General features: G+C 61.8%; 22 protein-coding genes. 8 read left to right on the top strand and 14 right to left on the bottom strand.

The features are described from left to right. Nucleotides 1-268 precede the first annotated feature (268 nt). Entirely contained in the window at nucleotides 269-2401 is a 2133-nt protein-coding gene (locus HK28_RS02650; RefSeq protein WP_086643071.1) for a phosphocholine-specific phospholipase C, read from the top strand. 100 nt (nucleotides 2402-2501) lie between these two features. Here the strand turns inward: HK28_RS02650 and HK28_RS02645 are convergent, their stop codons facing one another. The 4 genes from HK28_RS02645 to HK28_RS02630 form a co-directional block, all read right to left on the bottom strand. Beyond that, nucleotides 2502-3206, bottom strand: a complete 705-nt coding sequence (locus HK28_RS02645; RefSeq protein ID WP_086643070.1) for a hypothetical protein — start codon at nucleotides 3204-3206, stop codon at nucleotides 2502-2504. A gap of 236 nt (nucleotides 3207-3442) precedes the next feature. Continuing rightward, entirely contained in the window at nucleotides 3443-5335 is a 1893-nt protein-coding gene (gene cysC, locus HK28_RS02640; RefSeq protein ID WP_086643069.1) for an adenylyl-sulfate kinase, read from the bottom strand. Nucleotides 5336-5352: 17 nt separating this feature from the next. Next, nucleotides 5353-6147 carry a sulfate adenylyltransferase subunit CysD gene (gene cysD, locus HK28_RS02635; RefSeq protein WP_026397419.1) on the bottom strand — a complete coding sequence of 265 codons (795 nt, stop codon included), beginning with the start codon at nucleotides 6145-6147 and terminating at the stop codon, nucleotides 5353-5355. 18 nt (nucleotides 6148-6165) lie between these two features. Beyond that, nucleotides 6166-6855, bottom strand: a complete 690-nt coding sequence (locus HK28_RS02630; RefSeq protein ID WP_086643068.1) for a phosphoadenylyl-sulfate reductase — start codon at nucleotides 6853-6855, stop codon at nucleotides 6166-6168. Nucleotides 6856-7165: 310 nt separating this feature from the next. Between HK28_RS02630 and HK28_RS02625 the strand changes: the two genes are divergently transcribed. After that, a complete protein-coding gene (locus HK28_RS02625) occupies nucleotides 7166-7426 on the top strand; it encodes a hypothetical protein (RefSeq protein WP_086643067.1) in 261 nt (86 codons plus the stop codon). An 18-nt stretch (nucleotides 7427-7444) separates the two neighbouring features. On the opposite strand, the gene HK28_RS02620 is transcribed toward HK28_RS02625, so the two are convergent. After that, the gene (locus tag HK28_RS02620) at nucleotides 7445-8731 is read right to left on the bottom strand and encodes an MFS transporter (RefSeq protein ID WP_158093367.1); all 1287 of its coding nucleotides are present in this window, start codon (nucleotides 8729-8731) and stop codon (nucleotides 7445-7447) included. Nucleotides 8732-8833: 102 nt separating this feature from the next. Between HK28_RS02620 and HK28_RS02615 the strand changes: the two genes are divergently transcribed. Then, nucleotides 8834-9532, top strand: a complete 699-nt coding sequence (locus HK28_RS02615; RefSeq protein WP_086643065.1) for an SDR family NAD(P)-dependent oxidoreductase — start codon at nucleotides 8834-8836, stop codon at nucleotides 9530-9532. Here the strand turns inward: HK28_RS02615 and HK28_RS02610 are convergent. The 8 genes from HK28_RS02610 to HK28_RS02575 are packed head-to-tail and all read right to left on the bottom strand — an operon-like array spanning nucleotide 9526 to nucleotide 20002. Beyond that, nucleotides 9526-11148, bottom strand: coding sequence for a peptide ABC transporter substrate-binding protein (locus tag HK28_RS02610; RefSeq protein WP_086643064.1), 1623 nt, complete (start codon nucleotides 11146-11148; stop codon nucleotides 9526-9528). The genes HK28_RS02615 and HK28_RS02610 overlap by 7 nt on opposite strands. 4 nt (nucleotides 11149-11152) lie before the next feature. Further along, nucleotides 11153-12478 (bottom strand): FAD-binding oxidoreductase, encoded by a 1326-nt coding sequence (locus HK28_RS02605; RefSeq protein ID WP_086643063.1) that lies wholly within the window; start codon nucleotides 12476-12478, stop codon nucleotides 11153-11155. Between the two features lie 21 nt (nucleotides 12479-12499). Beyond that, nucleotides 12500-13471 carry an oligopeptide/dipeptide ABC transporter ATP-binding protein gene (locus HK28_RS02600; protein ID WP_086643062.1) on the bottom strand — a complete coding sequence of 324 codons (972 nt, stop codon included), beginning with the start codon at nucleotides 13469-13471 and terminating at the stop codon, nucleotides 12500-12502. Further along, nucleotides 13468-14457, bottom strand: coding sequence for an ABC transporter ATP-binding protein (locus HK28_RS02595; protein ID WP_086643061.1), 990 nt, complete (start codon nucleotides 14455-14457; stop codon nucleotides 13468-13470). Before HK28_RS02595 ends, HK28_RS02600 begins: the two co-directional genes overlap by 4 nt. After that, nucleotides 14454-15323 (bottom strand): ABC transporter permease, encoded by an 870-nt coding sequence (locus HK28_RS02590; RefSeq protein ID WP_086643060.1) that lies wholly within the window; start codon nucleotides 15321-15323, stop codon nucleotides 14454-14456. The genes HK28_RS02595 and HK28_RS02590 overlap by 4 nt, the downstream gene beginning before the upstream one ends. Continuing rightward, nucleotides 15320-16279: an ABC transporter permease gene (locus HK28_RS02585; protein ID WP_233140305.1), complete on the bottom strand. Its 960-nt coding sequence runs from the start codon at nucleotides 16277-16279 to the stop codon at nucleotides 15320-15322. The genes HK28_RS02590 and HK28_RS02585 overlap by 4 nt, the downstream gene beginning before the upstream one ends. After that, the gene (locus tag HK28_RS02580) at nucleotides 16272-17447 is read right to left on the bottom strand and encodes an FAD-binding oxidoreductase (RefSeq protein ID WP_086643059.1); all 1176 of its coding nucleotides are present in this window, start codon (nucleotides 17445-17447) and stop codon (nucleotides 16272-16274) included. The genes HK28_RS02585 and HK28_RS02580 overlap by 8 nt, the downstream gene beginning before the upstream one ends. Before the next feature lie 26 nt (nucleotides 17448-17473). Next, on the bottom strand, nucleotides 17474-20002 hold the full coding sequence (locus tag HK28_RS02575) for a TonB-dependent siderophore receptor (protein ID WP_086643058.1): 2529 nt from the start codon (nucleotides 20000-20002) through the stop codon (nucleotides 17474-17476). On the opposite strand from HK28_RS02575, the gene HK28_RS02570 reads away from it, so the two are divergent. Further along, on the top strand, nucleotides 19979-20902 hold the full coding sequence (locus HK28_RS02570) for an IclR family transcriptional regulator (RefSeq protein ID WP_158093366.1): 924 nt from the start codon (nucleotides 19979-19981) through the stop codon (nucleotides 20900-20902). The genes HK28_RS02575 and HK28_RS02570 overlap by 24 nt on opposite strands. Here the strand turns inward: HK28_RS02570 and HK28_RS02565 are convergent. Beyond that, nucleotides 20888-21121 carry a hypothetical protein gene (locus tag HK28_RS02565; RefSeq protein ID WP_086643057.1) on the bottom strand — a complete coding sequence of 78 codons (234 nt, stop codon included), beginning with the start codon at nucleotides 21119-21121 and terminating at the stop codon, nucleotides 20888-20890. The genes HK28_RS02570 and HK28_RS02565 overlap by 15 nt on opposite strands. 468 nt (nucleotides 21122-21589) lie before the next feature. Here HK28_RS02565 and HK28_RS02560 point away from each other — a divergent pair, with 468 nt between their 5' ends. The 4 genes from HK28_RS02560 to ruvB all read left to right on the top strand — a co-directional run bounded on the left by HK28_RS02560 (nucleotide 21590) and on the right by ruvB (nucleotide 24546). After that, on the top strand, nucleotides 21590-22216 hold the full coding sequence (locus HK28_RS02560) for a GNAT family N-acetyltransferase (RefSeq protein WP_158093365.1): 627 nt from the start codon (nucleotides 21590-21592) through the stop codon (nucleotides 22214-22216). Between the two features lie 103 nt (nucleotides 22217-22319). Further along, complete coding sequence (gene ruvC, locus HK28_RS02555; protein ID WP_086643055.1) at nucleotides 22320-22865, top strand: crossover junction endodeoxyribonuclease RuvC; 546 nt, start codon at nucleotides 22320-22322, stop codon at nucleotides 22863-22865. After that, entirely contained in the window at nucleotides 22862-23479 is a 618-nt protein-coding gene (ruvA, locus tag HK28_RS02550; protein ID WP_086643054.1) for a Holliday junction branch migration protein RuvA, read from the top strand. The genes ruvC and ruvA overlap by 4 nt, the downstream gene beginning before the upstream one ends. Further along, on the top strand, nucleotides 23476-24546 hold the full coding sequence (ruvB, locus tag HK28_RS02545; RefSeq protein WP_086643053.1) for a Holliday junction branch migration DNA helicase RuvB: 1071 nt from the start codon (nucleotides 23476-23478) through the stop codon (nucleotides 24544-24546). The genes ruvA and ruvB overlap by 4 nt, the downstream gene beginning before the upstream one ends. Nucleotides 24547-24549 lie beyond the last annotated feature (3 nt).

Raw genomic sequence — 24549 nt, 5'->3', positions numbered from 1 at the left:
TTTTTCCTAAAATATAGGGCTTTTTTTGCGAGCGTCGTTGGGCCTGTAATGGCGTTGCCCCTATTGGGCATAGAGAAATCACTCAGATCATGTCAGGCGACGCCATTTGTCTTGAAATTTACGTGTTGTGTTTTTTAGAGGCGTCCAAGTTTAAAGCCTTTGGATTGTCTCCCGACTTTTCATAGGATATTCACAAATCTGTCACCAATGGCAATAATCCCGTTGATATGTTGCGCGCGTTTTTAACGAGAAGTGAAAATACGCCCCAATGAACCAGACGGATCGTCGAAACTTCCTGAAACTTCTCGGTTCCGGCGCCATGGCCGGGTCCATGCAGGCGAGCATTGGCAAGGCGATGGCTCTGCCAGCCAACAACCGCACGCGTTCCATTGATGATGTCGAGCATGTCATTTTCCTGATGCAGGAAAACAGATCTTTCGATCACTATTTTGGAATGCTTCAGGGCGTCCGTGGCTATAATGATCCACGCGCCGTGCGTTTGCCCTCAGGAGACAGCGTCTGGAAGCAGCCCCACGGCAGTTCCGTGGTGATGCCTTTCCATCCGGACGCGCCCGATATGGGCATGCAGTTCCTCGCCGACCTGCCGCATGACTGGAAAACGACGCACGAGGCGTGGAACGACGGAAAATGGGACGGCTGGATCGCGGCGAAGTCCACGACATGCATGGCCCATATGACGCGTAACGACGTTCCGTTTCACTATGCTCTGGCCGACGCATTTACGATTTGCGATGCGTATCATTGCTCCATCATGGGAGCCACCGATCCTAACCGCTATTACATGTGGTCGGGCTGGGTAGGAAATGACGGCAGCGGCGGTGGCCCAGTCGTCGATAACGCTGAAGCGGGGTACGGCTGGTCCACATATCCGGAGCGACTCGAAAAAGCAGGAGTGTCCTGGAAAGTGTATCAGGACATTGGCACGGGGCTGACGGCCGCCGGATCCTGGGGGTGGACCAGCAATCCCTATATCGGAAACTACGGTGATTCTTCTTTGCTGTATTTCAACCAGTACCGAAACGCGCCGTCATCGTCTTCGTTGGCGCTTAAGGCGCGGACCGGCACGAACGTTGCTGAGTCGGGCGGATTTTTTGACATCCTGCGCGCCGACGTGAAGTCAGGAAATCTTCCTCAAGTTTCATGGGTCGTAGCTCCGGAGGCTTATTCCGAGCACCCGAATTGGCCTGCGAATTACGGAGCATGGTATGTTTCGCAGGTTCTCGACATTTTGACGGAAGATCCGGAGGTCTGGAGCAAAACTGCCCTGCTCGTCATGTTCGACGAAAATGACGGTTTCTTTGACCATATTGTGCCTCCTTCTCCGCCAGCCGACGACCGTCATGGAAAGTCCACGGTTTCCATTGAGAACGAATTGTTTCCCGGGAGCGGCAGCTACGCAGCTGGCCCGTATGGATTTGGCCCACGCGTCCCGATGATCGTGGTTTCGCCATGGAGCCGGGGAGGGTGGGTCAATTCCGAGGTTTTTGACCACACCTCCTTGATACGTTTCCTCGAAACGCGTTTTGCGCCGCATTACCCGGGTTTGATCGAAAGCAACATCACTCCGTGGCGCCGCGCGGTTTCCGGCGATCTGACATCCGCCTTTGATTTCAGCAATCCGAACGGAAGGCTGGAAGCGCTTCCAGCGACCAGCAGCTACGCGCCAAAGGATTCCAAACGACACAGCAGCTATGTGCCGGCGGTTCCTTCTGAGCAGGCGACGCCTGTTCAGGAAACGGGAATCCGTCGTGCCCGTGCGCTGCCGTATAATCTGCACGTCCATATGACGCCGCATCATGAGTCAGGAAAACTCGTCCTCGGTTTCCGCAACTCGGGAGACGCGGGCGCAGTGCTCCATGTGCGTGACGCGACCGCGACGTCGGAGATGCGTTATTACACGGTTGAGGCGCGCAAGCGGTTGAGCGACGTGTGGGATGCCTCCACGGCGGGTGCGTATGACCTGAGCGTTTATGGACCGAACGGATTTTTCCGTTCCTGCAAGGGGAATTTTGAATCGGCGAACGTCACGCGATTGGGGATGGACACGCGGGCCGACCATGGAGAGCAGACCCTGCATGTTGATCTGATCAATCACGGTTTCAATAGCGTGAGACTGTTGCTCACGGACGCCTATACCGGACAGAAGCTGTCGGGGCACTGGTTACGCCCGATGGAATCTCACATGTTGCGTCTGGAGGCTGGCGCCTGTGGCGGCTGGTATGATCTGACCGTGGAAATTGAGGGCGACAGCAGCTTCCGCATGCAGTTGGCCGGACACATTGAAAACGGACGCGACAGCATTACCGACCCGCTGATGGGCGGCGTGGCTGACCATCTGCCCGAGCCGGGTCATCCTCATAATTCAGATTATCCAGCCTGAACTTTTGCGTAAGCGAGCCTGCGGCAAACGCCGCAGGCTCGTGGTCGTTGCTTTATCGCCGCGTGCGTCCTTCAGCAGGGACACGCCGCGATGCGGTCTGCTATCGTTGTATCTCAGGATGCGGCGCAGCGTGGTCGGTGCGCGCCCAAAGTACCGGCGTCGCATCAAGATCCAGTTCATGCCACCGTGCCAGAGTCGTGAGCGCGGCTCCTCCGATAAAGCTCTGAGGGCGGGCGTCGCGGGCGGCGGTCGTGTCTTCTCCCTTTTTTTCGGTCATGGCACGACGCGTTTCAAGGCGTATGACGCGTGCGGATATGGTGGGCTCCGTATCTGCCTGCTGCGCGACGACGGCTCCGGAAGGAAGCCCGGTGCGCGCCGAGCGGGGCAGCCAATGTCCGGCTCCGGCCATGCAGGCCCCAAGAAGCGTAATGGCCGTGACGATTGGTCCCAATACCGCATGATGAGGGAACAGGGGGCGCAGAATGTCCCGCGCGCGCGTCCGTTCGCCATTCTGCGCGGCGGAGGTCGCCGCGAGGAAGCGCGCTTCGGTTTGCGTCACGCCTTCCGCCGCCGGCAATCCGATATCGCCGAGGCGCATGTTACGTCGGGCAAGACGGGAGGCGGCGCGGCGGAAAGCTGCGGATACGGCTTCGAAGTCCTGACGGAAGCAGGGCATCGCCAGTGTTGTGCGGTGTCGGAGAGATGGCTGGAGCGGCCTGTTAAGTCGGCGCACAGTCCATATCGTCAGGCGCTCGCTGGTGGAGAGGTCGTTCAGGGCGAGGGAGCAGGTCATGGTCGCATTCATGGGCAAATCCGACGCCGCCGCGCCGGCCTCCAATGTGATGCCCTCACTCTAATTGCGATCCAGTCGCATTTGCAACATCTATCTACGAATGAAATGCAAATGGAATTGCCGCCGCTGACGGGCGCCATCCGGAGCGGGCACGCGCTGCCCATAGCCGCCCATCACTCGCGCAGGCCAGAACAAACAAAAAACGCGGACCTGAGCCCGCGTTTTTCTGAAAGATCGAAGGACCGGTGCTAACCGCGTCCTGTTTTCCCGAGAACGAACTCGGTCAACTCGCGCGCGTGCGCTTCGGCGGACCCTGCATCGGCGGCGATGCGCAGTTCCGGCTTCTCCGGCGCTTCGTATGGCGCGCTGACGCCAGTGAAGTTGGCGATCTTGCCTTCGCGCGCCGCCGCGTAGAGCCCTTTGGAGTCTCGGCCCTCACAGACGCTCAGGCTGGTGTCGACGAACACCTCATCAAAGCTGTCGCCAATAATGCGACGCGCAAGGGCGCGGTCGGCGGCCAGAGGGGAGATAAGCGCGACGACGACGACCTGTCCGGTCTCGGCGAGGATACGCGCCACTTCAGCTGCGCGGCGGACGTTCTCATGGCGGTCGGCCTCGCTGAAGCCGAGGTCGCTGCACAAGCCCATGCGCAATGTGTCGCCGTCCAGAACTGACACGTCGACGCCCTGCGAGAACAGAAGCTGCTCCGCCTGACGCGCGATGGTGCTTTTGCCCGCGCCAGACAGGCCGGTGAGCCAAACTACGCGAGCGCTGTGACCCTTGACGCGCCGACGCTCCGCCGCGTCGACGACGCCGCCGGACGGATGGATCGCATTATGCTCGCCAGCAACATCAGCGGGGCCCAGAAGGGGAGCGCCGCCGACGATGCGCTGGTTACGATCGACCAGCACGCCGCGTCCGTCGGCTGTGCCCGGGGCGAACACGTCGAACTGGATCGCTTCGGCGGCGGCCAGGGTGATCTCGGCGAATCCTTCCGGCGGGACCTCACTTGCGGCTTGCTCGGTCAGGTCGTCGAGACGTACGACCGAGTCAATCGACGCCACCGTCACCTGATGTTCGGCGGTGGCGAGGCGCAAGCGGAAGGTCTCGCCCACGCGCAGCGGCTCCTGGCGCAGCCAGAACAGACGCGCGCGGATGCGCGCCGCCTTCACGGGCTTGGCGGAGGGGGGGAACAGCATGTCGCCGCGATCGGGAATGACGTCCGGCTCAAGCGTGATGGCGACGGACTCGCCCGCCAGCGCGAAATCGCGCTGCGGAGCCTGCCAACGTTCGATAGAGGCGACGCGCGCGACGCTACCTTGGGCGCCGATCGTCAGGGAGTCGCCGACGCGGATTTCGCCGCGTTCGATACGACCCGCCACATAGCGCTTGTCGTCAAAGCGGTAGACGTCCTGCACCGGCAGGCGCAGCGGCAGTCCGGCGCGGGAGTCGGCGCCGGGGACGGCGGCCAGCGCCTCGGTCAGGATCGGCCCCGTGTACCAAGGGGACCGGTCGGAACGGCTGGCGATGTTGTCGCCGTCGCGCGCCGAGGCAGGGACAAAGAGAGCAGGCTCAAGCCCGAGCTGACCGAGCAGGTCGGTGACCGAGCGGCGGACGGCAGCCACGCGCTGCTCGTCGAAGTCCAGCAGGTCGACCTTGTTCAGCAGCACGATGATGTGGCGGATGCCGATCAGGCGCAGCAGCATCGCGTGGCGGCGGGTCTGCTCCTGCGCACCCTCGTTGGCGTCCACGACCAGCACGGCGGCGTCCGCGTCGGCGGCGCCGGTGATCATGTTGCGCAGGAACTGCCTGTGGCCGGGCGCGTCGACGATGACGAACTGTCGATCGCCCAGACGGAAGGGCAGGCGGGTGGAATCGACCGTCACGCCCTGATCGCGTTCAATCTGCAGGCTGTCGAGCAGGAAACTCCACTCAATGGCCAGACCGCGCTTCTTCGAGGACTCGATGATCTGCGCGACCTTGCCGTCTTCAAGGTTATCGGTGTCGTAGAGCAGGCGCCCGATGAGGGTGGACTTGCCGTGATCGACATGGCCGACGATGACGATCGGCGTTGCGGCTTCGAGGGCGACGTCGCGATCGATCGGGTCGATGACGGTCGTGGCGGTCAGTGTCTCGCTCATGCTCTTTTCTCCGCCGCTCACAGATAGCCCGCGACGCGCAGTCGCTCGAACGCGTCTTCCGACTCATGATCCATGGCGCGCCCTGCGCGCTCGGAAGTCCGGGTCGTCTCAAGCTCGGCGATGACCTCGGCGAGCGTCGAGGCGTTGCTCTCGATGGGGTTGGTGATGTCCTTGTCGCCCAGCGAGCGATAACGCTTGCCGTTCTTGGCGAAATAGAGGTCCACGAGCGGAATGCCTTCACGCTCGATGTAGCGCCAGATGTCGATTTCCCGCCACGCGAGCAGCGGGTGCACGCGGATATGCATGCCCTCTTCATGTGGCGTCGCGTACTGGTCCCAGAACTCCGGCGGCTGGTTGCGGATGTCCCACTTGTGCGAGGCGCCGCGCGGGCTGAACACGCGCTCCTTGGCGCGGGTGCCCTGTTCGTCGCGGCGAATGCCCGCGATGACGCCCTGCAGCTTATGCGTCTCGATCATGTTGGCGAGACCAGCCGTCTTGCGCGCGGCCGAACGGGCTGCGGGCGGCAGGGTGGGGTCCATTTCCTCGACCGGCGGGCAGTAGCCCAGCAGGAGGTCCAGATTCCACTTCTTCGTGTATTCGTCTCGGAACTGGTACATCTCCGGAAATTTCTTTTCCGTATCGACATGCATCACCGGGAACGGCACGCGGCCAAGGAAGGCCTTGCGCGCCAGCCAGACCATGACGTTCGAGTCCTTGCCCAGCGACCAGAGCATCGCCAGCGGCTTCAGCTTCCGGTACGCCTCGCGCAAAATGAAGACGCTCTGGGCTTCCAGTTGGTCGAGGTGATCCATGATCGGGGTAACCTTCTCTTATAAAGTCGGGCGATGAATGCCGCATTCGGTCTTGTTGAGGCCAGACCAGCGTCCGGCGCGCGGGTCTTCGTCTTCGCCCACTGCCCGTGTGCAGGGCGCGCAACCGATGGAGGGGTAGCCGTGAAGGCTCAACGGATGTCGAGGCAGGGAACGCCGCTCGATCTCTTCGTCGAGGTCTGCGGCGGACCACGTCGCCAGCGGGTTGATCTTGATACGACCCTCGCCGTTGGGTTCGACGATTTCCATGCGTTGCCGCGTGCTCGCCTGTGATCGTTTGCGTCCGGTGATCAGCGCGTGAAATGGCAATGTCGCCAGATCGAGGGGCTCGACCTTGCGTAGCTGGCAGCAGGCGTCCGGATCGAACGCCCAGAGATGTCCTTCCGGGTCGCGGTTTCTCAGTGCGTCCGGGTTCGGTCGGATGTCGCGTACGTCGGTCAGACCCAACTGCGTCGCCAATGCCCGGCGATAGGCCAGGGTCTCCGGGAAGTGCTGTCCCGTCTCCAGAAACAGGACCGGCGTCGCGGGCGCGATGTCTGCGACCAGAGACAGCAACGCCGCCGATTCCGCACCAAAGGACGAAAGCACGGCGACGTCGCCGTGCAGCGTTTCCAGCGCGCTGCGCAAGACCGCTCTGGCGTCGTCGCCGGCCCGTTCGATGGTCGATATCTTGTCGGAAGTCAGGGACATTATCGCGGTAAGCCCGTGTTGCACGAATTGTGGTCGTAATTTGTGGCTTCCATTTAGTGGGGGGGGCGCTTGATATCAAGTGATAAACCCCGGTCGCTCTTGATGGAGGAAATCACTATTTTTAATGGTGTAAATTGAACGTCGGCGACAACACACCGCTATCCACGAGATCAACGGTCCGGCGCAACTGTGGCCTGTTACTTTTCGCTACACGTTCGCCGTATTCGCTACAGGCAATGCAGCTATTGGTTGGGCGTGACGCTGCGCCGAAGGGCGTGGTGCGGTGGTGGTGAGCGCTTGAGGAGACGGCATGAAAACCATTGTTCTGACGCTTCTTGCGCTTTCGGCCCTCGCCGTCGCAGGGCTTGATGCGCGCGCGCAACTGACGAACTGGCGTCCGTGGGACGAGGCCCGATCACCTGTAATGGAGCGGGCGCTTCCGGTGGCCGGCCCGACGCTCTCGCCTCGTGCTGCGGCGCAGCGGCCAACCGGCAAAGCGATTGGCGTGGCGTTTTCGCCGAAGGCTTCTGCGGTTGTCTCGCCTTCAAGGTTGTTACAGGTTCACCGCTGACGCATCGCAGGCGCGCTCTCATGTAATATGGGCGTCACGCGTTTCCTGCAGGGTCGCCGCGCAAATCGCGGCTCCGACAGCAAGGACGAGTCCGAGTCCAGCGATCACCCACTGCATGCCATAGGCTGTAACCAACTGCGGGAAGATAAAGGTCGCGATTGTCGCCAGCGCCCGGCTGGCTGCGACCGTCAGGCCGATGCCCAGAGCGCGTAATGCGGTGGGAAAACATTCTGGTGGATAGGCGTAGGTGAGACTGTCCGCGGACGCCAGCACCGCGCCGAACAGGGCGAGCAGGATCAGCGTAATCTGGGGCGACGTGGAGCAGGCGATCACACCGAAAAGCAGTGCGGCCTGAATGCAGAGGCTGCCAATCGCGAGCGTTCTGCGCCCCACAACGTCAATCAGTTTCAGGCCGACCAATGCGCCCGCCAGGATCAGGGCGTCGTAGAGAATGCCCGCAGTGAACGGGTTCCGCACGCCGACTCCCGCGAGAACGCCGGGCAGGAAGGTGTTCAGTACGAGATAAGGAACGTTGTGCAACGAATAGAACGCAACAACGCCAAAGGTGACGCGATGTTGCGGAGGTCTGACAAGGGCTTTCCAGCCGGACGAATGTGGAACCGGGGAAGCTGCGGCGGCAGTCGGCGTCCAGTGCGCCCCGAAGCAGCGTCTGCCGACAGCCAGCGCCGCTTTTATTCGTCCGTGATGGGCGAGCCATGGCGCGGTTTCGGGGAGATTTCTACGAAAGGTGATGGCGACGAGTACAGGGACGCTGGCGCTGGCGAAAATCAGTCGCCAGTCGTCAGCGCCAAAAATTTGTCGGAGCCCGGAGCCTGCGACGAACGCAGTGGTGTACCCGGCGATCCACGAAACGCTGAGCCAGCTCATCATCGCGCCACGACGCTCGTTCGCGACGCATTCCGAAACATAAACCTTGCCTGCGACGTAATCTACGCCGAGCAGCAGTCCGGTCAGAAAGCGAAGGGCGACGAGGTCCGCCAGTCCATGGACGAAAATATGTCCGATGGCGAAGAGAAGGAACAGCCACATGTCCCACACGAACGGAAGGCGTCGACCGTAGCGGTCGATCACGGGGCCTCCGAACAGGCTGCCCAGCAGGAGCCCGAGAAACGGCGCAGCGGCGACGGCTCCTGCGCCAGTCGATCCCAGCCCGAGCGTGGCGATGGCGCCCGGCAACGCCGGGCTGATTGAGCCGAGCATATAGCCGTCCGTAAAAAGACCGCTTGCGCCGGCGAAGAGAACACGACGTTGAAACTTCTTTGCAGCGATGGACGAAATCGTCATGGAGCGGTCGTCATGAGAAATTCCATTTCGTGACATCGTGGTTTAGGGTGCGTAAATCGCCTCGGGCGATTTCTTTTCTGTAACGTATTGAAGGAAGCGGCCATGAACAACCTGCATACGCGTCGCGTCGCCATGATTTCTGGAGCAAACAGAGGAATCGGCCGCACGATTTCGGAGCATCTGCAGTCTTCGGGGTGGTCCATTAGTGCGGGTGTGCGCGATCCCGCCACTTTGGAGGCGTCCCCCACACTGCATACGCACGCGTTCGACGCCAGTGCAGGAGGGGAAGAGGACTGGGTGTCGTCGACGGTCACTGCGTTCGGGCGTATCGATGCGGTTATCGCCAATGCCGGGATCATGATTCCGAAATCGATCCTCACGATTGAAAACGACGAGATGGACGCAATGCTGAACGTCAATCTCAAATCACCGATTCGTCTTGTTCGCGCGGCGTGGCCGCATCTCAGGGAATGTGGAAAGGGGCGCGTGATCATCGTCGCTTCGCTTTCAGGAAAGCGCGTCAAATCTGCCGATTCCGGTCCCTATGCAATCACGAAGCATGCAGCTGTTGCTCTTACGCACAGCATCAAGCGTACGGGCTGGAACGACGGAATTCGCGCCACCGCCATATGTCCCGGGTTCGTTGCGACCGACATGGCGCGCAGCATCACTTCGCGTGAAGATGCGGAGATGACGCAACCTGCTGACCTGGCGCGTATGGTTGGCATGGTGCTCGACCTGCCGAACACGGCGAACGTCGCCGAACTGGCGGTGAGTTGCTCGGAAGAAGACCTTTACTGAGCCGAAGAAGTCCAGCGCCAGCGTGCGAGATTCCATAGGTTGGAGCGCACGTTGACGTTGCTTTCAAATCCGGTGAGGCCCGTGCGTACGCCTTCGACATTGCTTTGTTGATATAACGGCAGAAACGGTAAATCGGCGCGCACAAGGCTCTGGATCGTCCGATAATAAGACAGACGCGTTTCGTGATCGAAGCTGGCGTTCGCTTTCAAAAACAGGGAGTCTATCCGGCTGTCGGCAAGCTGAAACACGTTCTGCCCTGCGCCGCCCCGTGCAGGCGATGCGTCGGATGTGAAATAGCTTGAGGCGTCCGGGTCCGACCCTGTCATGAAGTCGACGGACACCAGCGCGGTGTCGAAGCGCGACTGCGACCAGTACCCCCCCCACATCACGGCGGCGGGTCGATTTTCGATACGCATAATGATGCCGATATCAGCGAGATTTTGCTGAATGACTTCCTGAACCTGCTGGCGTAACGCGTTGCCGGAGGTCGTGGCGTTTACGAATTCCAGCTTGACGCCGTCGCGGGCGCGCACGCCGCCAAGTCTGCGTCGCCACCCGGCGCGGTCGAGGCTTTCTGCGGCGGCTTGTGGGTCAAATGTCTGCTTTGGCAGATCGGGGTTATAGTAAGAAGACTGTGATGGAAGAAAAGACTCCGTATCAGATTCTATATTTTCAAAAAGAGTCTCCAGTATGCCTAGCTTGTCAATCGCTGTGTAGATTGCCTGCCTTACCACAATGTCGTGGAATTGAGGTCGAGCCAGATTGATGGCTATGCTTTCGACAAATGGCTGCGGAGCTCGAAAGACCTGCCGTCCTGGCAACGTCAGCGCCTGACGATATCTGTTGGGCGGAATGCCCGGCATGCCGAGGTAGTCGATTTCTCCCGTTTCGAACTGTGTGAACATGACTGTCACGTCGGGAATGTAGCGAATGATCGCGTAATCGACGCCGGCTCGCCCCAAATGCCAGTGTGGGTTGGCGCGCAGGCGTATGTGGTCAGAGGGAACGCGCTCGTCCCATATAAAGGGACCGCTTCCCACTGGTTTGGATGTAAAAGCCGTTGTGTCAGAAACGCCTTTGAGAAGATGCGCCGGGACGATCATGGCGCTGGCCAGAATGGCGTGAAACGGCGCGTAAGGTTTGCGCATGCGCCAGGTTAGTTCAAGCGGACCGGTCTGCTCAACATGCTCGATAAATTCAAAACCTTTCCTGCTGTATGCCGGAAAGGATGGATCGAGAAGCGTTTGAAATGTGAAGACAACGTCGGCGGCCGTGACCGGGCGTCCGTCATGCCAGAACGCATTGCCCCGTAATTTCACGCGCCATGTCAGCCCGCCTGCGCTCAGACCGCCGTTGTTCTGATCGGGCACATTTTCGGCCAGATCTGGTACGAACGCACCCTTGGCGTCGATGGACCAGAGGGGGCTGAACAGGTTCATATGAACGCCGTCATCGACCTCGATATGCGGCAACAGCGGATGAAAAACGGTAGGCTCCTGCGCCAGGCCGACGATGATCTGGCTTGGCGCGTCAGCGAAGGCGGGCCATCGGGGTGCGGCGACTGCGACACAGCCAGCCGCCCCAAGGAAACGTCGCCGTGGCAGGTGGAGCTTCAAAGCGTCAAAATCCGCCGATCAAACGCATTGGCGTGCCGTCAGTGAAACGCGACAGACGGAAGGGCGAGGGATCGACGCAGGGCGTCTTGCCGGTCGCAAGGTCGGCGGTTAGGACGCCTGCGCCTGGGCCAATGCCGAAACCATGACCGGAGTAACCTGTGGAAATGGTGAGGCCGGGTATCTTCGCCACCGTGTCGATGACTGGCACTGCATCCGGCATGACGTCGATAAGCCCGCCCCAGTGCTGCAGAATATGGATCGGACCTGCCGTAGGAAATAGTTTTTGCAAATCAGCGACTTTACTGCGCGTCAGCGCGATGTTGGGTTTTGGATCAAGCACGCGCGTCTTTTCGAAGACAGTCGGCATATCGAGATCCCAGCTGCGGGGGGTCAGCAGTTCTGTCAGGAAACGGCTGTCGAGGCGTGGCTTTACAGATTTTCGCTCCGCCATGAACGCGGGCAGATACATGCGCGCAAGTCTGAGCATGTCGGGGACGATGGGTACGTTCAGGCCAACGCTTGGCGCTATGTTGTAGCCGCCGTCGTCGCGTTTGCGGTAAGCAACGCCGCCGAAATACGCTGATGTTTCGGGAAGGCCGCTCAGCGGCGCGGTGCGGCAGACGGACGACAACACTTTCATCTGCGGCAGATCGACGCCGAGATTGCCGCAGAAAAGACGCGACCAGGCGCCGCCCGCAACCACGACCTGACTCGTACGAATATAGCCCAGTTCGGTTACGACACCGCAGATTCGACCGGCCTGTAGTTCTACGCCGCGCACGGCGCAATTCTGCACGATCTCCGCCCCGAGATCCCGGGCGGCGAGCGCCACGGCAGGGGCGGCGCGCTGAGGTTCCGCGCGGGCGTCGGTCGGGTTATAGAGCGCGGAGCGACCGTCTCCTGCGTATCCAGGCAGTATTTCCCTGATCTCGTTCGACGTGATGACGCGGCTGCCGATCTGGAAAGCACGCGCATCCTCAACAAACTGTTTGTGTCGGGCGCGGTCGGCGTCGGTCTTCGCGATCGAGACAACGCCGCAGACCGTAAATCCGGTGTCGAGTTTCTTCGAAGCAAACTCGTTCCACGCCCTGAAGCTCTCCATCATGAGCGGGAGTTCGCGCGGATCGCGGCCGTTGCGTCGAACCCAGCCCCAGTTTCGGCTCGATTGTTCGCCTGCGATATGGCCCTTCTCACACAGGATGACCGATACGCCCCGCTGCGCCAGCGTGTACGCCGTGCTTACCCCGACGATGCCGCCGCCGATGACAACGACGTCGGCGCTTGCGGACGGCTTGGCGTCGGTTTGTATCGCTTTGACCTCAGGACCCATGATGTCTTCCTCTGCTTCTTTTCAACAGTGCGCCGGGCGAAGGTCGAGATCGGCGCGCCGACAGGCCGTCCAGTGATCCGGCGCAATTTCGCGCATGACGGGTCTGGTCGTTCTGCATTCGGTGATTGCGTGTGGACAAAGCGCCGCGAAGGCGCAACCCTCAACCGAGGTGGGAGAAAAGCGTCCCGTATCGACTTCGGCGTGGGGCGTAAGCTTGCCGCCCTGACGCGGGGCGGCGGCGAGCAGGCGCGCGGTGTAGGGGTGGCGGGGGCGCTCGAACAGTTCGCGGGAGGGGGCGATTTCGACCAGGCTTCCGCGAAACATGACGCCGACACGGTCGGATATCAGCCCGACGACGCCGAGATCATGGCCAATGAACAGGATCGACAGGCCGAACTGATCGCGCAGATCCAGAAGAAGATTGACCACCTGCGCCTGAACGCAGACGTCGAGAGCCGACACGGCTTCGTCTGCGACGATGATGTCCGGGTTCATCAGCAGCGCCCGCGCGATGCTCAGGCGCTGTCGTTGCCCACCGGAAAACATGGCGGGCGTACGGTCCAGCGCTTCCGCGCCCATGCCGATAATCGCCAGCATACGCACAATTTCCGCATCGTCCGTAATTCCGCGCAGTCGAAGCGGCGTTCTGAGGATTTGCCGAATGGTCTGGCGCGGGTTGAGCGACGCCGAGGGGTCCTGAAAGATCAGTTGTATCCGGCGTCGCATCGGTCTTAACGCCGCGCCGGACAGGCCGGTGACATCCTGGCCGGCCAGATGAATTTTGCCATCGCTCGGCTCGACAAGACGCATGGCGATACGCCCTGCTGTGGTCTTGCCGGAGCCAGATTCTCCTACCAGCCCCAGGATTTCGCCTGTGCGCAGGTCGAACGATACCTCCCGTAGGGCGTAGGTTTGGGACGGCCGACCGAATAAACCTGCGCGTTGCGTGTAGGTCTTGGATACGCCCTGAACGCTCAGAACCGGCGCAGTCATCGGGCGAGTTCCTCCCATCGACCGCAACGTACGGCGTGAACTTCGTTTTCGCCATCGGCGATATTCTGAAGATCAGGCATCTGTGTCTGGCAAGGCGTCGGACGCATGGCGTCGCAGCGTGGCGCGAAGCGGCACCCGACGCCGCGTTCGCCGGGGGCGGGAACCTGTCCGCGAAGGGTGGGCAGGCGCCGCGCGCCAAACACGCTGTCTATCCCCGGCGCGGCTCCGAGGAGGGCCTTGCTGTATGGCATGGCGGGTGCGGCGAAGAACGCGTCGGCCGGGGCATCTTCCACAACCTGTCCGGCGTAGAGGACGATCACGCGATCTGTGATAGAGGAGGCGACGGCGAGGTTATGCGTGATGAAGATCATCCCCATGCCGGACCGAGCGCGGAGTGAGAGCAGCAGGCGCAGCACTTGCGCCTGCACGGTCACGTCCAGCGCCGTCGTAGGCTCGTCGGCCAACAGCAGTTCGGGCTCTCCTGCGATCGCCATGGCGATGAGCACGCGCTGCCGCATTCCACCGGACAGGCGTTGCGGGATCAGTTTCAGGCACGCCTGCGGATCGACGATCCCTACTTCATGCAGCAACTCGACAGCGCGGGCTTCGGCTTTTCGGCCTAGCAGGCCGCAATGCAGCGCCAGCACCTCGCGCATCTGTGCGCCGATAGTCTGAATCGGATCAAGGCTGCTCAACGGGTCCTGAAAAATCATCGACACGTGCCGCCCCAGCACGCCGCGCCGCTCGCGCGAGCTGATCCGCGCGAGGTCGGTCTCACGTCCGTCATTCAGGCGCAGCATGGCGGAGCCAGTGACGTTGCCTCGTCCCAAAAGCCCCATCAGGGCGAGCGAGGCGACGCTCTTGCCCGAACCGCTTTCTCCGACAAGCGCTACGATTTCTCCTCTTTTCATCGAGAAAGAAACGCCGTCAACAATCGGCGGCCCGCCAAAATCGACGCCCAGATCGCGAACGGACAGCAGCGTCATGACCTGCGCCCTCTGGCCCGGAGGGAGGGATCGATGGCGTCTCGCAGGCTTTCCCCCAGCAGGTTGAACATCGTCACGGTCAGCGCAATGGCGACGCCGGGAATGATGGCGAGCCAAGGATCGGATTCAAGATATTCCTGCGCATTGTTGAGAAGATTTCCCCAACTGGCGTCCGGCGGCTGCACGCCGTAACCAAGATAGCTCACATATGATTCGAGAAGGATCGCCCGCGCGATGGTCAGCGTCGCGCTGACGATCACCGCGGGAGCGACATTCGGCAGAACCTCGCGCAGGAGCACATAACGGTCACTCGCCCCCATGGCGACAACTGCGGTCACGTAATCCATTTTTCGGATCACGCGCGTTTGCGCCTGCACGACGCGGGCGGCCTCCATCCAGCTGACCAGCGTCACGATGCCGATGATCGTCCCTACGCCGGGGCTGAGCACGGCGGCGAGCGTCAGCATCAGGAACACGACCGGAAAACACAACGTGGCGTCGATGATTGTCGTAATCAGAAACCGCGCCGTCCCGCTGTTGTACCCCGCGACAAGGCCGAGCGCCGTGCCGATCACGGTGCTCAGAATGGTGGACGCCAGCCCCACCAGCAGGGAGACGCGCCCGCCCATCAGCACGCGCGTCAGCAGATCGCGTCCAATTTCGTCAGTGCCGAGTGGATGCCCGGCGCTGATCGGAGAGAGAAAGCGGTGATGCAGATCGATATGTGCGTGGCCGTATGGCAAAATCCACGGGCCTGCGACACATGCGATGACGACGAAAACGATGTAGTAAGCGGCGATCCGGCCACGCGGGCGCAGACCGTGCAGATGCGTCCTGACCGACAGGATGGCGTCGGCGCCGCTCATGCGCGCAGTCTTGGGTCGGCAGCGTGGTGCAGCAATTCCGCGGCAAGGCTGCATATCAGCACGAGAACGGCGCTGAACATAAGAACGCCCAGCGCCACCGGATAGTCGCGGTACTGCAGGCTGTCGAGAAACAGACGCCCCACGCCGGGCCAGGTGAAGACAGTCTCCGTGACGAGCGCCCCGCTCAGCAGGGTCGGGAGATAGACGCCCGCTATCGGAATCAGCGGGAGGAGGGACGCAGGAAGAACTCGCCGCAGCACGATCCTCCAGCCGGGAACACCGAGCGCACGGGCGGTGCGAATGTGGTCCTGATTCAGCGTGTCGCCTGCAAAAGAGCGCACGTATGCCCCCCAGACTGGTATGGAAACCAGACCAAGCGTCAGCGCAGGAAGCGCCAGATGGCGCAGGCGATCAACGGGCGAGGCGTTGCCCGGCGACATCAGGCCGCCTGCCGGAAACCACCCTGTACGGACCGACAGAAAGTAGATGAAGACAAGACCAAGCCAGAAAGTCGGAAGAGACAGCAGGATGACGCCGACGAGAGAGCAAAGCGAGTCGATGGCCTGTCCGGCGCGCAGCGCGCCGACCAACCCCATCGCCAGACCTCCGAGGAAGGAAATCACCAGCGAAGCGAGGCCAAGTTCGACCGTGGCGCCAAGATGCGCGACGATGATCGAAAGCACCGGAGCGTGGTCGCGATAGGAATGGCCCCAGTCGCCCTTCAGCAAACCCCCGAGCCACTCCACATATTGCAGCCACAGGGGTTGATCGAGCCCCATAGAATGGGCGATCTGATTCAGTCGCTCGCTGGTCATGCCCGGCGACAGTGAAAATTGGGCGAGCGGGCCGCCGGGTGTCGCATGCAGAAGCATAAAGCCTGTCAGCGACACCAGCAGCAGCAGCAGCACGTTCACGCCGGCCCGGCGCGCCGCGAAGGCCAACATGCCTTCAGCCATGCAGTGTGGCCGGTTCGAACGCGCTCGCGTTTATTTTTTCGAAACGAGATAAGGAAAAAGCGGAAATATCGACTGGTGGTTGTTCTTCCTTGACGAGCGCCGCCATGATTTTTCCGGTGATGGGACCGAGACAGAACCCGTGTCCCGAAAAGCCGCGAGCGACGAAAACTCCTGTGGCGGCTTCGACACGATCGAGCACCGGAAGCGAGTCCGGCGTCTGGTCGATCAGACCACACCAATAGGCGTCGATCTCGGCGTCCAGCGCAGCGGGCACAACGGTCCCGAAACTCTCGATTGTTTCCGCCAGTGCGCGAATTGGCGGCGCGATTACCGGACGTCCGTTTTGCTCCTGCATGGCGCCGTTCCACGGCTCGATGCCGCTGGTGAAGCGAAAAGCTCCGTCCAGTTGCTGTCGTCCCGCGCAGGCGGCTTCCGCGTTGCGGACGTCGGCGACGGAAATGACCTGTTTGAGGGCAGGGGCGACCGGTTTCGTGCGAACGACGGTGACGTATTTGACGTCGAGCGGCACGTCGGCGCCAAAAGGTGCGAGCAGGTCGTTGCCCATGACGCCACTGGCCAGCACGACAGCGCCCGTCGCGATGCGGTGCGATGCAGTTCGCACAGCCGTGACTTTACCGGAAGAGGTTTCGATAGCGATGACAGATTCACCGAATAGGGTTGTCGCCCCGGCCCGGCGCGCGGCGGCGATGTAGGCGCTGACGGTGGCGTCGGGGTCGGCATGTCCGTCTGTCGAACAGAAGGTCGCCCCCGCGACGAGGGGCGCAATGGCGGGCGCGATGTCTCTAACGGCGGCCGCGCTATCCAGAAAGAAAATGGGCAGCCCGAAGGCAGCGCCCGTTTCAGCGATGTCCTTCAGGGCCAGAAGATCACCCGCGCCCATGCCAATTCGGAGATTCCCGTCCTGTGTGTAGCCGGTTGGCGCGTCCAGCGTTTCGGCCAGATCCTCCCAGAGCTTTACCGCGGCGATCGCCAGAGGAATTTCGGCAGGATCGCGGCCCGACTGGCGGACTCCCGCGAGTGTCCAGCCACTGGCCATCGCCGCCGGCCCATAGCGGTCGACGATAGTGACGGAAAGGCCCGAGCGAGCCAGTTCCCACGCGGTTGCGGCTCCGCTCACGCCACATCCGATGACGACGACATCCGTCATGGTTTTTCTCCCTTCCGGCTCAGGCGTTATCTGCGGTAATTGATCTGGAAGTAGTAGTATCCCCCGTTGAAGCCGATTTGCTGCACGTCGAAATTATAGCGCTGCACGCCAAGGTAGTTCGTGCTGTATGGAACCCTGCGCTGTTTGGAATTGAACAGGTTGTTTGCTCCCAGCCCGACCCGCCATGACGGCGTTATCTGATACGACACCAGAATGTTTGTAGCCTCTTTCGGACGGTTGTTGAAGGGCAGATAGACCGTATTCGAGTAGGCGTATGGTCCGGTGACATATTGCTGTTGCGACGTCACTTTCCCGTAGCGGATTTCATGCACGCCAACAGACCAGGCGCCCTTGCTCCAGGTGAAGCCGACAATCTCCTTATTCTTCGGCGTGTAAGTCGTCAGGAAGCCGCGATACAGAGCGTTGAGCAGCGGTTGCCCGTTTTGGTCGTCGTCGACATGAGTGATGGTGGTTTTGTTTAAATTGATCGCCAGATCCCACGCGACGTCGCCGAACTTTCCGAAATGGGTCAGATAGTTCGCGGTGATGTCCATGCCGCGTGTGCGGGTGTTGGATGTGTTGGCGAAATATTGCGCGGTCACATCTTCGGCGATCAGGCCGCTCGGCAGCCCAAACCCGCCTGCCTGCAGCGCGTCGATCGCCTGGTCGCCATTATAAATGCCGCCCAGAGTGATGCGGTGTTTCAGGGAAATTTGGTAGACATCTATGGAAATATGCAACGGGTCGATAGGGTTTAGGACGATGCCTGCAGAGTAGTTCATCGAACGTTCAGGGCGCAGGGGCTTTGAGCCGAGCAGAATGGCCGACTTCGAATCTACGGGAAGAATTCCGGAAGCCCCGGTCGGAGACACGCTGAGGTTGGAATAATGTTCTTCCGCAAGGGTGGGCGCGCGAAAACCATTGCTGATGGTGCCGCGAACGCCAACACGTTTGTTGAAGTCGTAGCGTGTCGAGGCTTTGCCGGTCTCGGTGTTGCCTGCGTCGGTGTAATGTTCGAAGCGGCCAGCCAGATCGATCTGCCAGTTTTTGAGAAGATGCGTCGAGACGTCGACGTATCCCGCTGTGACGTCACGGTAGTTTTTCGACGCAGACATCGGTGAAAGTCCGTCGTCCGCCGATGGCCCTCCTCCATAGTAAGACGCGGGTTCGCCTGCTCCGACCTGATACGTGTCGTAGCGATACTGCGCGCCCAGAGCGAAATTGAGCGGTCCCGCAAGAACGGGCACATCGAAACTGCGTCTGACGCCCGCATCGGTCGTCCATTGCGTATCGTTGAATGTCATCATTGGAGAAAAGCGCGTGGGCGTGTGTCCTGTCGCCGCGTAAAGATCGGGATTCACGGTATCGAACATGCCCACGTCTGCGACGTTGCCGCCATAGGTGGTGCTGAGGTCCCAGTCCCAACCGAATTTTTTTCCTCTGAACCCGGCCGTAAAACTGTAGTCATTTTGAGAAACGGAAATTTGTGGTGAAAATCCTTGAGGATAAACTTGGGGCAGGATCGAAGGCAGGCGGTAGTTCTGGTAACTCTCGCCATTCACGTGGCCGTATGATGCGAACGAGTAGAACTCGATCGCGTCCGTAATCCGGTAACCCATATTGTAGGAAATTGTCTCCCGCTGGATGCGTGGATTTCCCAAAACATGATTGTCAAATTGTCCCGTGCGGTTGTCTATGCCGCCCCGGTCTGTGTGGTCCATGTATTTGTATTCGGCGCTCAGATCGAAGAAGCCGCGACCGCCAAGATCGGTGCCCCAGTTTACGGACTCGCCCGATGTGAAGCCGTCTCCGGCGTAGTAACCGCCGTTGACCGCCTGCATCGTCAATTCGTTGGCTGAGTGCTTGAGAATGATGTTGATGACGCCTGCGATCGCGTCGGAGCCGTACTGAGCAGCCGCGCCGTCCTGCAGAATTTCCACGTGATCCACGGCGGATACCGGGATCATGTCGATGTCGACGGGAATGGAGCCTTGTTGCGGGCCGGTGTAGTCGGTCATGACGGACGTAGTGTGACGACGTTTTCCGTTCACCAGAACCAGAGTCTGGTTTGGCGTCAGACCGCGCAGCTGCAGCGCGTCGGTCATGTTGGAGTTGCCGATGTTCATCGTCGATCGCGTCAGTGACGGCGCAAGCTGAGTCAACGCGTCGCGCAGGTCGGCCTGTCCGGTTTGCTGCAACTGGCGTGACGAGACGACGAGAACGGGGCTGGTGCTCTTGCGTGCGGTCTGGTGAGGGTCGCGCGTGCCGGTGACGATCACCTGCTCGTCGTCCTGCTGCAGCGCCTGGGCGGTCTCTCGCTTGCGGGGTGTTGCTGCAGTCGTGGGGGCTGCTGTTGTTGTTCGCGTCGCCAAATGAGATGAGCGAGCGCCCGTTAGGGCAACCTGTTTGGTGTTTTGTTGCAAGGTGGAACTGCTTCCGGTCGCTGGCGCGGCGAGTGCGACCGTTGACTGCAGCAGGGGAAGCAACAGGGCGGCATGACCGACCTTGACGCCACGATGGCGTCTGGATGCATGTCTGCGCGCATAAAGCTCCATACGTCGCTCCTAGAAATGGCTCTGGACGGCGGCGTGGCCGCTGTTGCGCCGGGAATTTGTGGCGGTATCGATACGAACCGTGTTAGAGCTGGAGCGTCAGGTCAATACGGGATCGAACTGGTATCCGGAGAATTCCATATGGTGGAACGCGGGACGGAGGGGGGCGGGACGGCGAACGCGGTGCGCAAGGCTGCGCGGCTTCTCGCGGCGCTTTCAGACGCCGGACCGCAGGGTATGGAGTTGAAAGATATCGGGCAGGCTTGCGGGTTGCCGAAATCCACCACTCACCGACTGTTGGGCGCGCTATGTGACGAAGGGCTGGCGGCGCGCGTGCCGAGAACGCGACGGTACAGCCATGTCTGGCGCGCGCCGCGTCACGAGACGATCGGCGCCTTTCATCCGGCGGAACGTCTGGCTCAAAGCCGATGGTGGCGTTCGGCGGTCGCGTCGCTTCCGGTTCGCGAGCACGACGCGTTTTTCCTGCTTGTTCATGCGGACGATCGTGCGGTTTGCGTGGACGCATGCTTCGGTCGCAGGGTGATTCCGTCACTGACCCGCGGCATCGGCGGCCATGTGCCTTTAGGCGTCGGGTCCGGCGCCACGATATTGCTGTCGTTGTGCGAGGATCAGGCGGTGGAGGCCATCGTGTCGCGCAATTTCAATGCGCCGGCTCGGGGAGCCGTCAGGCGCGAGGTCGAGACGGCGCGTCGCGACGGTTACGTGATGGACATGGGGACCTGGATCGCGGGGGTCGGCGGCGTCGCCGTCTCGGTGCCGACCGGAACGCCGGGTTTTGGTCTTGCTCTGGGGGCGGCGTTTTACACCAACGAACACAGCGTCGGTTCGGTCGAGACGCTCGGCCTCAGGATGCGGGAGGTTGCGTCCTCAGTCGTTTTCTGACGGCGGGGGTTTCGGCTTTTCTCGCCCGTTCGATACGATTTTCAGCGCTCGCGTATCCTGACAAAGAATGCGCAGTGTGGCGACCCAGAGTTCCGCTGCAGGGACGTTGCTGACATGCAGTTCATGACGCGCCTGCCGTTCTGCGATATCGGGGGCGGAAAGGCCGTGTTCGCGTAACAGTGTTTCGGCCAGAGTATTGGCGTCAGGGCTGTCTTTCAAGGCCGCTCCCGTCAACAGAGACGTTCTTGTGGATTGAGGAAGACCCGGGCCGGAGCGTGCGCTTTCGGCGCTGTGGAGGCGCTCGGCGGGGCAAGATCGATACGCTTCATTATATGAAAATTCCGTTGCCGATGTTTCTCCGCGAATGCGGAGTGCTACAGCATGAAAAGCCATGCCCCCACAGCAGTGATCGAGTTTCTGACTGCCGATCCAGTGGGCGTGCCCATTCTCGCCAAAGCGCGATCCTGCCGACTCCTCTGGTCGAATACGCTTGAACGGCGCAGTAACAAGGTCGCCGACAGGTTATGGAGCCCTTGCCGCTGGGCGCAAGGGCTGCGGTATAGTGGCTCCCTGACTTGGAGGAGGCGCACTGCGGGGAAGGTGATGCGTGTTCGGGATTGGTCTCACATCACGGGTCGTGTCGGTCGGGATTTTTGTCGGGGCGTCGCTTTGGGGAGACGGCGGGGCGTGACGATCTCCAGCCAGTCGTCGCTCGCCGCCATCGACCAATCCATCGCGGCGTCGTCTTCCGCAATCTATGCGATCTCCGACGTGCGACTTGAGGGATTGGGACCCGAGCATGCGGAGATCATGTTCGAAGGACTCTCCGACCCTGCGGCCTATAGCTACATCAGGGAAGACCCTCCCGTTTCGGTCGAGGCGTTGCGGGCGCATTACATTCGCCAAATCGAGGAAGCGCCCGTCGGCGAGGGCGAGGCGTGGATCAACTGGATCGTCCGGCGCGCTTCGGACGGCGCCCCGCTCGGTTATGCGCAAGCGACGGTGGGCGGGGGCGAGGCGTTGCTGGGCTACCACGTCTTTCCTCGATACTGGCGGAGGGGCGTGGGAAAAGCGGCGCTCACTCTTGCGCTCGCCCGCTCTTTCGAAGACCCCGCCATTCACTGCGCGCGTGTGGCTATCTGCACGCGCAATATTGCGTCTCTGGAACTGGCCAGAAGCGTAGGTTTCGTTTTCGACCGGCTCGTCGAACATGCCGACTTCTTCAAGGGGGAGTGGAGCGACGAATACGAACTGGTTTTTCCACGTCCCGCTTCTGCGGCATCCCGTTTCGAGGGAACTGATTCTACCGGCTGACCGGGGCTGCCCGGCCAGAGCGGGCATGCGCCGCTCTGGCGGCAGGCTGAGCTGAGTGGTGCACGCTCTGGTCTCCGTGGCCCGCGCCAGCTAAGAACGAAACATGATCACGCGCACCCGACTCATTGGCATAGACCCCGGCCTGCGCTTCACCGGCTGGGGCGTTATCGACGTGGAGGGCAATCGTCTGATGCACGTGGCCGACGGCGTTATCGCCACTGATGGGGACGAGGCCGTGCCGGATCGCCTGCGCGCTCTGTACGACGCGCTGACCGCGTTGATTCAGACGCACAAGCCGCAGGAGGCGGCGGTCGAGGAGACTTACGTGAACCGCAACGGCTCATCGACCCTGAAGCTCGGCTATGCGCGCGGCGTCGCCCTGCTTGCTCCGGCGCTGGAGGGACTCAGCGTGTCGGAATACGGCGCGATGACAGTCAAGCGAGCCGTCGTGGGGACGGGGGCCGCCAGCAAGGATCAGGTCGAGATGATGGTGCGTCGCCTGTTGCCCACCGCGAAAATCAGTCGCGCCGACGCGTCTGACGCTCTGGCTGTCGCCATTTGCCACGCGCATCTGCGCGCCAGCGCCCAGCGGGTGGCGGTGGGGCGGGCGTCGGCCGAGAAGCGCGCGGCGTCGAGCGTCGGGCGATGATCGCTTCACTCGCGGGCCTGCTCGCGCAGGTCGATGCGGATCGCTGCGTGATCGACGTCAACGGCGTCGGCTATCTGGTCTTCGCCTCGACGCGCACGCTCTCCGCCCTGCCGCAGCCGCCGGAGCGGGCGCGCGTGCTGGTGGAGACCGTGGTGCGCGAGGACGCGATCCTGCTTTACGGATTCGCTGACGCCGCCGAGCGCGACTGGTTTCGCGTGCTGACCGCCATCCAGGGCGTCGGCGCCAAAGTCGCGCTCGGGCTGCTGTCCACCATGTCGCCGTCCGAACTGATCGCAGCGATCAGCAGCGCGGATAAGGCGAGCCTGACACGCGCGCCGGGCGTCGGCGGCAAGCTCGCGGAGCGACTGTTGACGGAATTGCGCGACAAGGCGTCGAAAATGCCCGGCGGCGGCTCGGGCACGGCGACAGCCTCGATCGTGGCGCAACGCGGGGCTGAAAACACGATCGAGAGCGATGCGCTGCTTGCGCTGGCGGGGCTTGGGTTCCGTCGGGCGGAGGCATGGCCTGTCGTCGGCAAGCTGATCGCGGAAGCGGGCGATAATGCGGCTCTGGACGCCATCATTCGTGACGCCCTGAAGGAGCTGGCGCGATGAAGGGACGCCCTGAAGCCGAGCGTGCGGTCGATCCCGCGCGCGGCGAGGAGGATCTGGGCGAAGGATCGCTGCGCCCGCAGACGCTGGCGGATTTCACGGGGCAGAAGGCCAGTCGCGAGAACCTAGCCATCTTCATCGAGGCCGCCCGCGCCCGAGACGAGGCTCTGGACCATGTGCTGCTCCACGGCCCCCCGGGCCTTGGCAAGACCACGCTGGCGCAGATCGTGTCGCGGGAGCTTGGCGTCGGTTTTCGCGCGACGTCAGGGCCGGTCATCCAGCGGGCGGGCGATCTGGCGGCGATCCTGACAAACCTGCAGCCGCGCGACGTGCTGTTCATCGACGAAATTCATCGTCTGCAGCCGGCGATCGAGGAAATTCTCTACCCCGCGATGGAGGATTTTCAGCTCGATCTGATCATTGGCGAAGGCCCGGCGGCGCGCTCCGTGCGAATCGATTTGGCGCCGTTTACGCTGGTCGCAGCGACGACCCGCGCCGGGTTGCTGGCGACCCCGCTGCGTGACCGGTTCGGAATTCCGCTGCGTCTGGTGTTCTACACCCCTGAAGAATTGCAACTTATTGTAAGCCGAGGCGCCAGAAAGCTGGGTTTCGCGCTGACGCGTGATGGCGCTGCGGAAATCGCCCGTCGGTCGCGCGGCACGCCGCGCATCGCCGGGCGTCTGTTGCGCCGTGTACGTGATTTTGCGTCTGTCGGAGCGGCGTCCGGCGTCGAGGCGGGGGAGCCGGTCGGCGCGGAGGTCGCGGATGCGGCGCTGACCCGGCTCGAGGTGGACAGTCTCGGCCTGGACGGCATGGACCGACGGTATCTGCGGCGCATCGCCGAGCACCATCACGGCGGCCCGGTCGGCGTCGAGACGCTGGCTGCGGCTCTGGCCGAAGCGCGCGATACGTTGGAAGATGTGGTGGAGCCCTACCTGATTCAGGAAGGGCTCGTGCTGCGCACCAGCCGAGGCCGGGTTCTCGGAGAGCGCGGCTGGCGGCATCTCGGGCTGACGCCGCCGGCGTCGGCAGGGCAGTTCGATCTGCTGGCGGATGACGGGATCGGATAGGAG

This window comes from Acetobacter sp. DsW_063 (assembly GCF_002153745.1).
Lineage (GTDB): Bacteria > Pseudomonadota > Alphaproteobacteria > Acetobacterales > Acetobacteraceae > Acetobacter.
The sequence above is the reverse complement of the archived record's forward strand: the minus strand, read 5'-3'. Positions and strand labels throughout refer to the sequence as shown.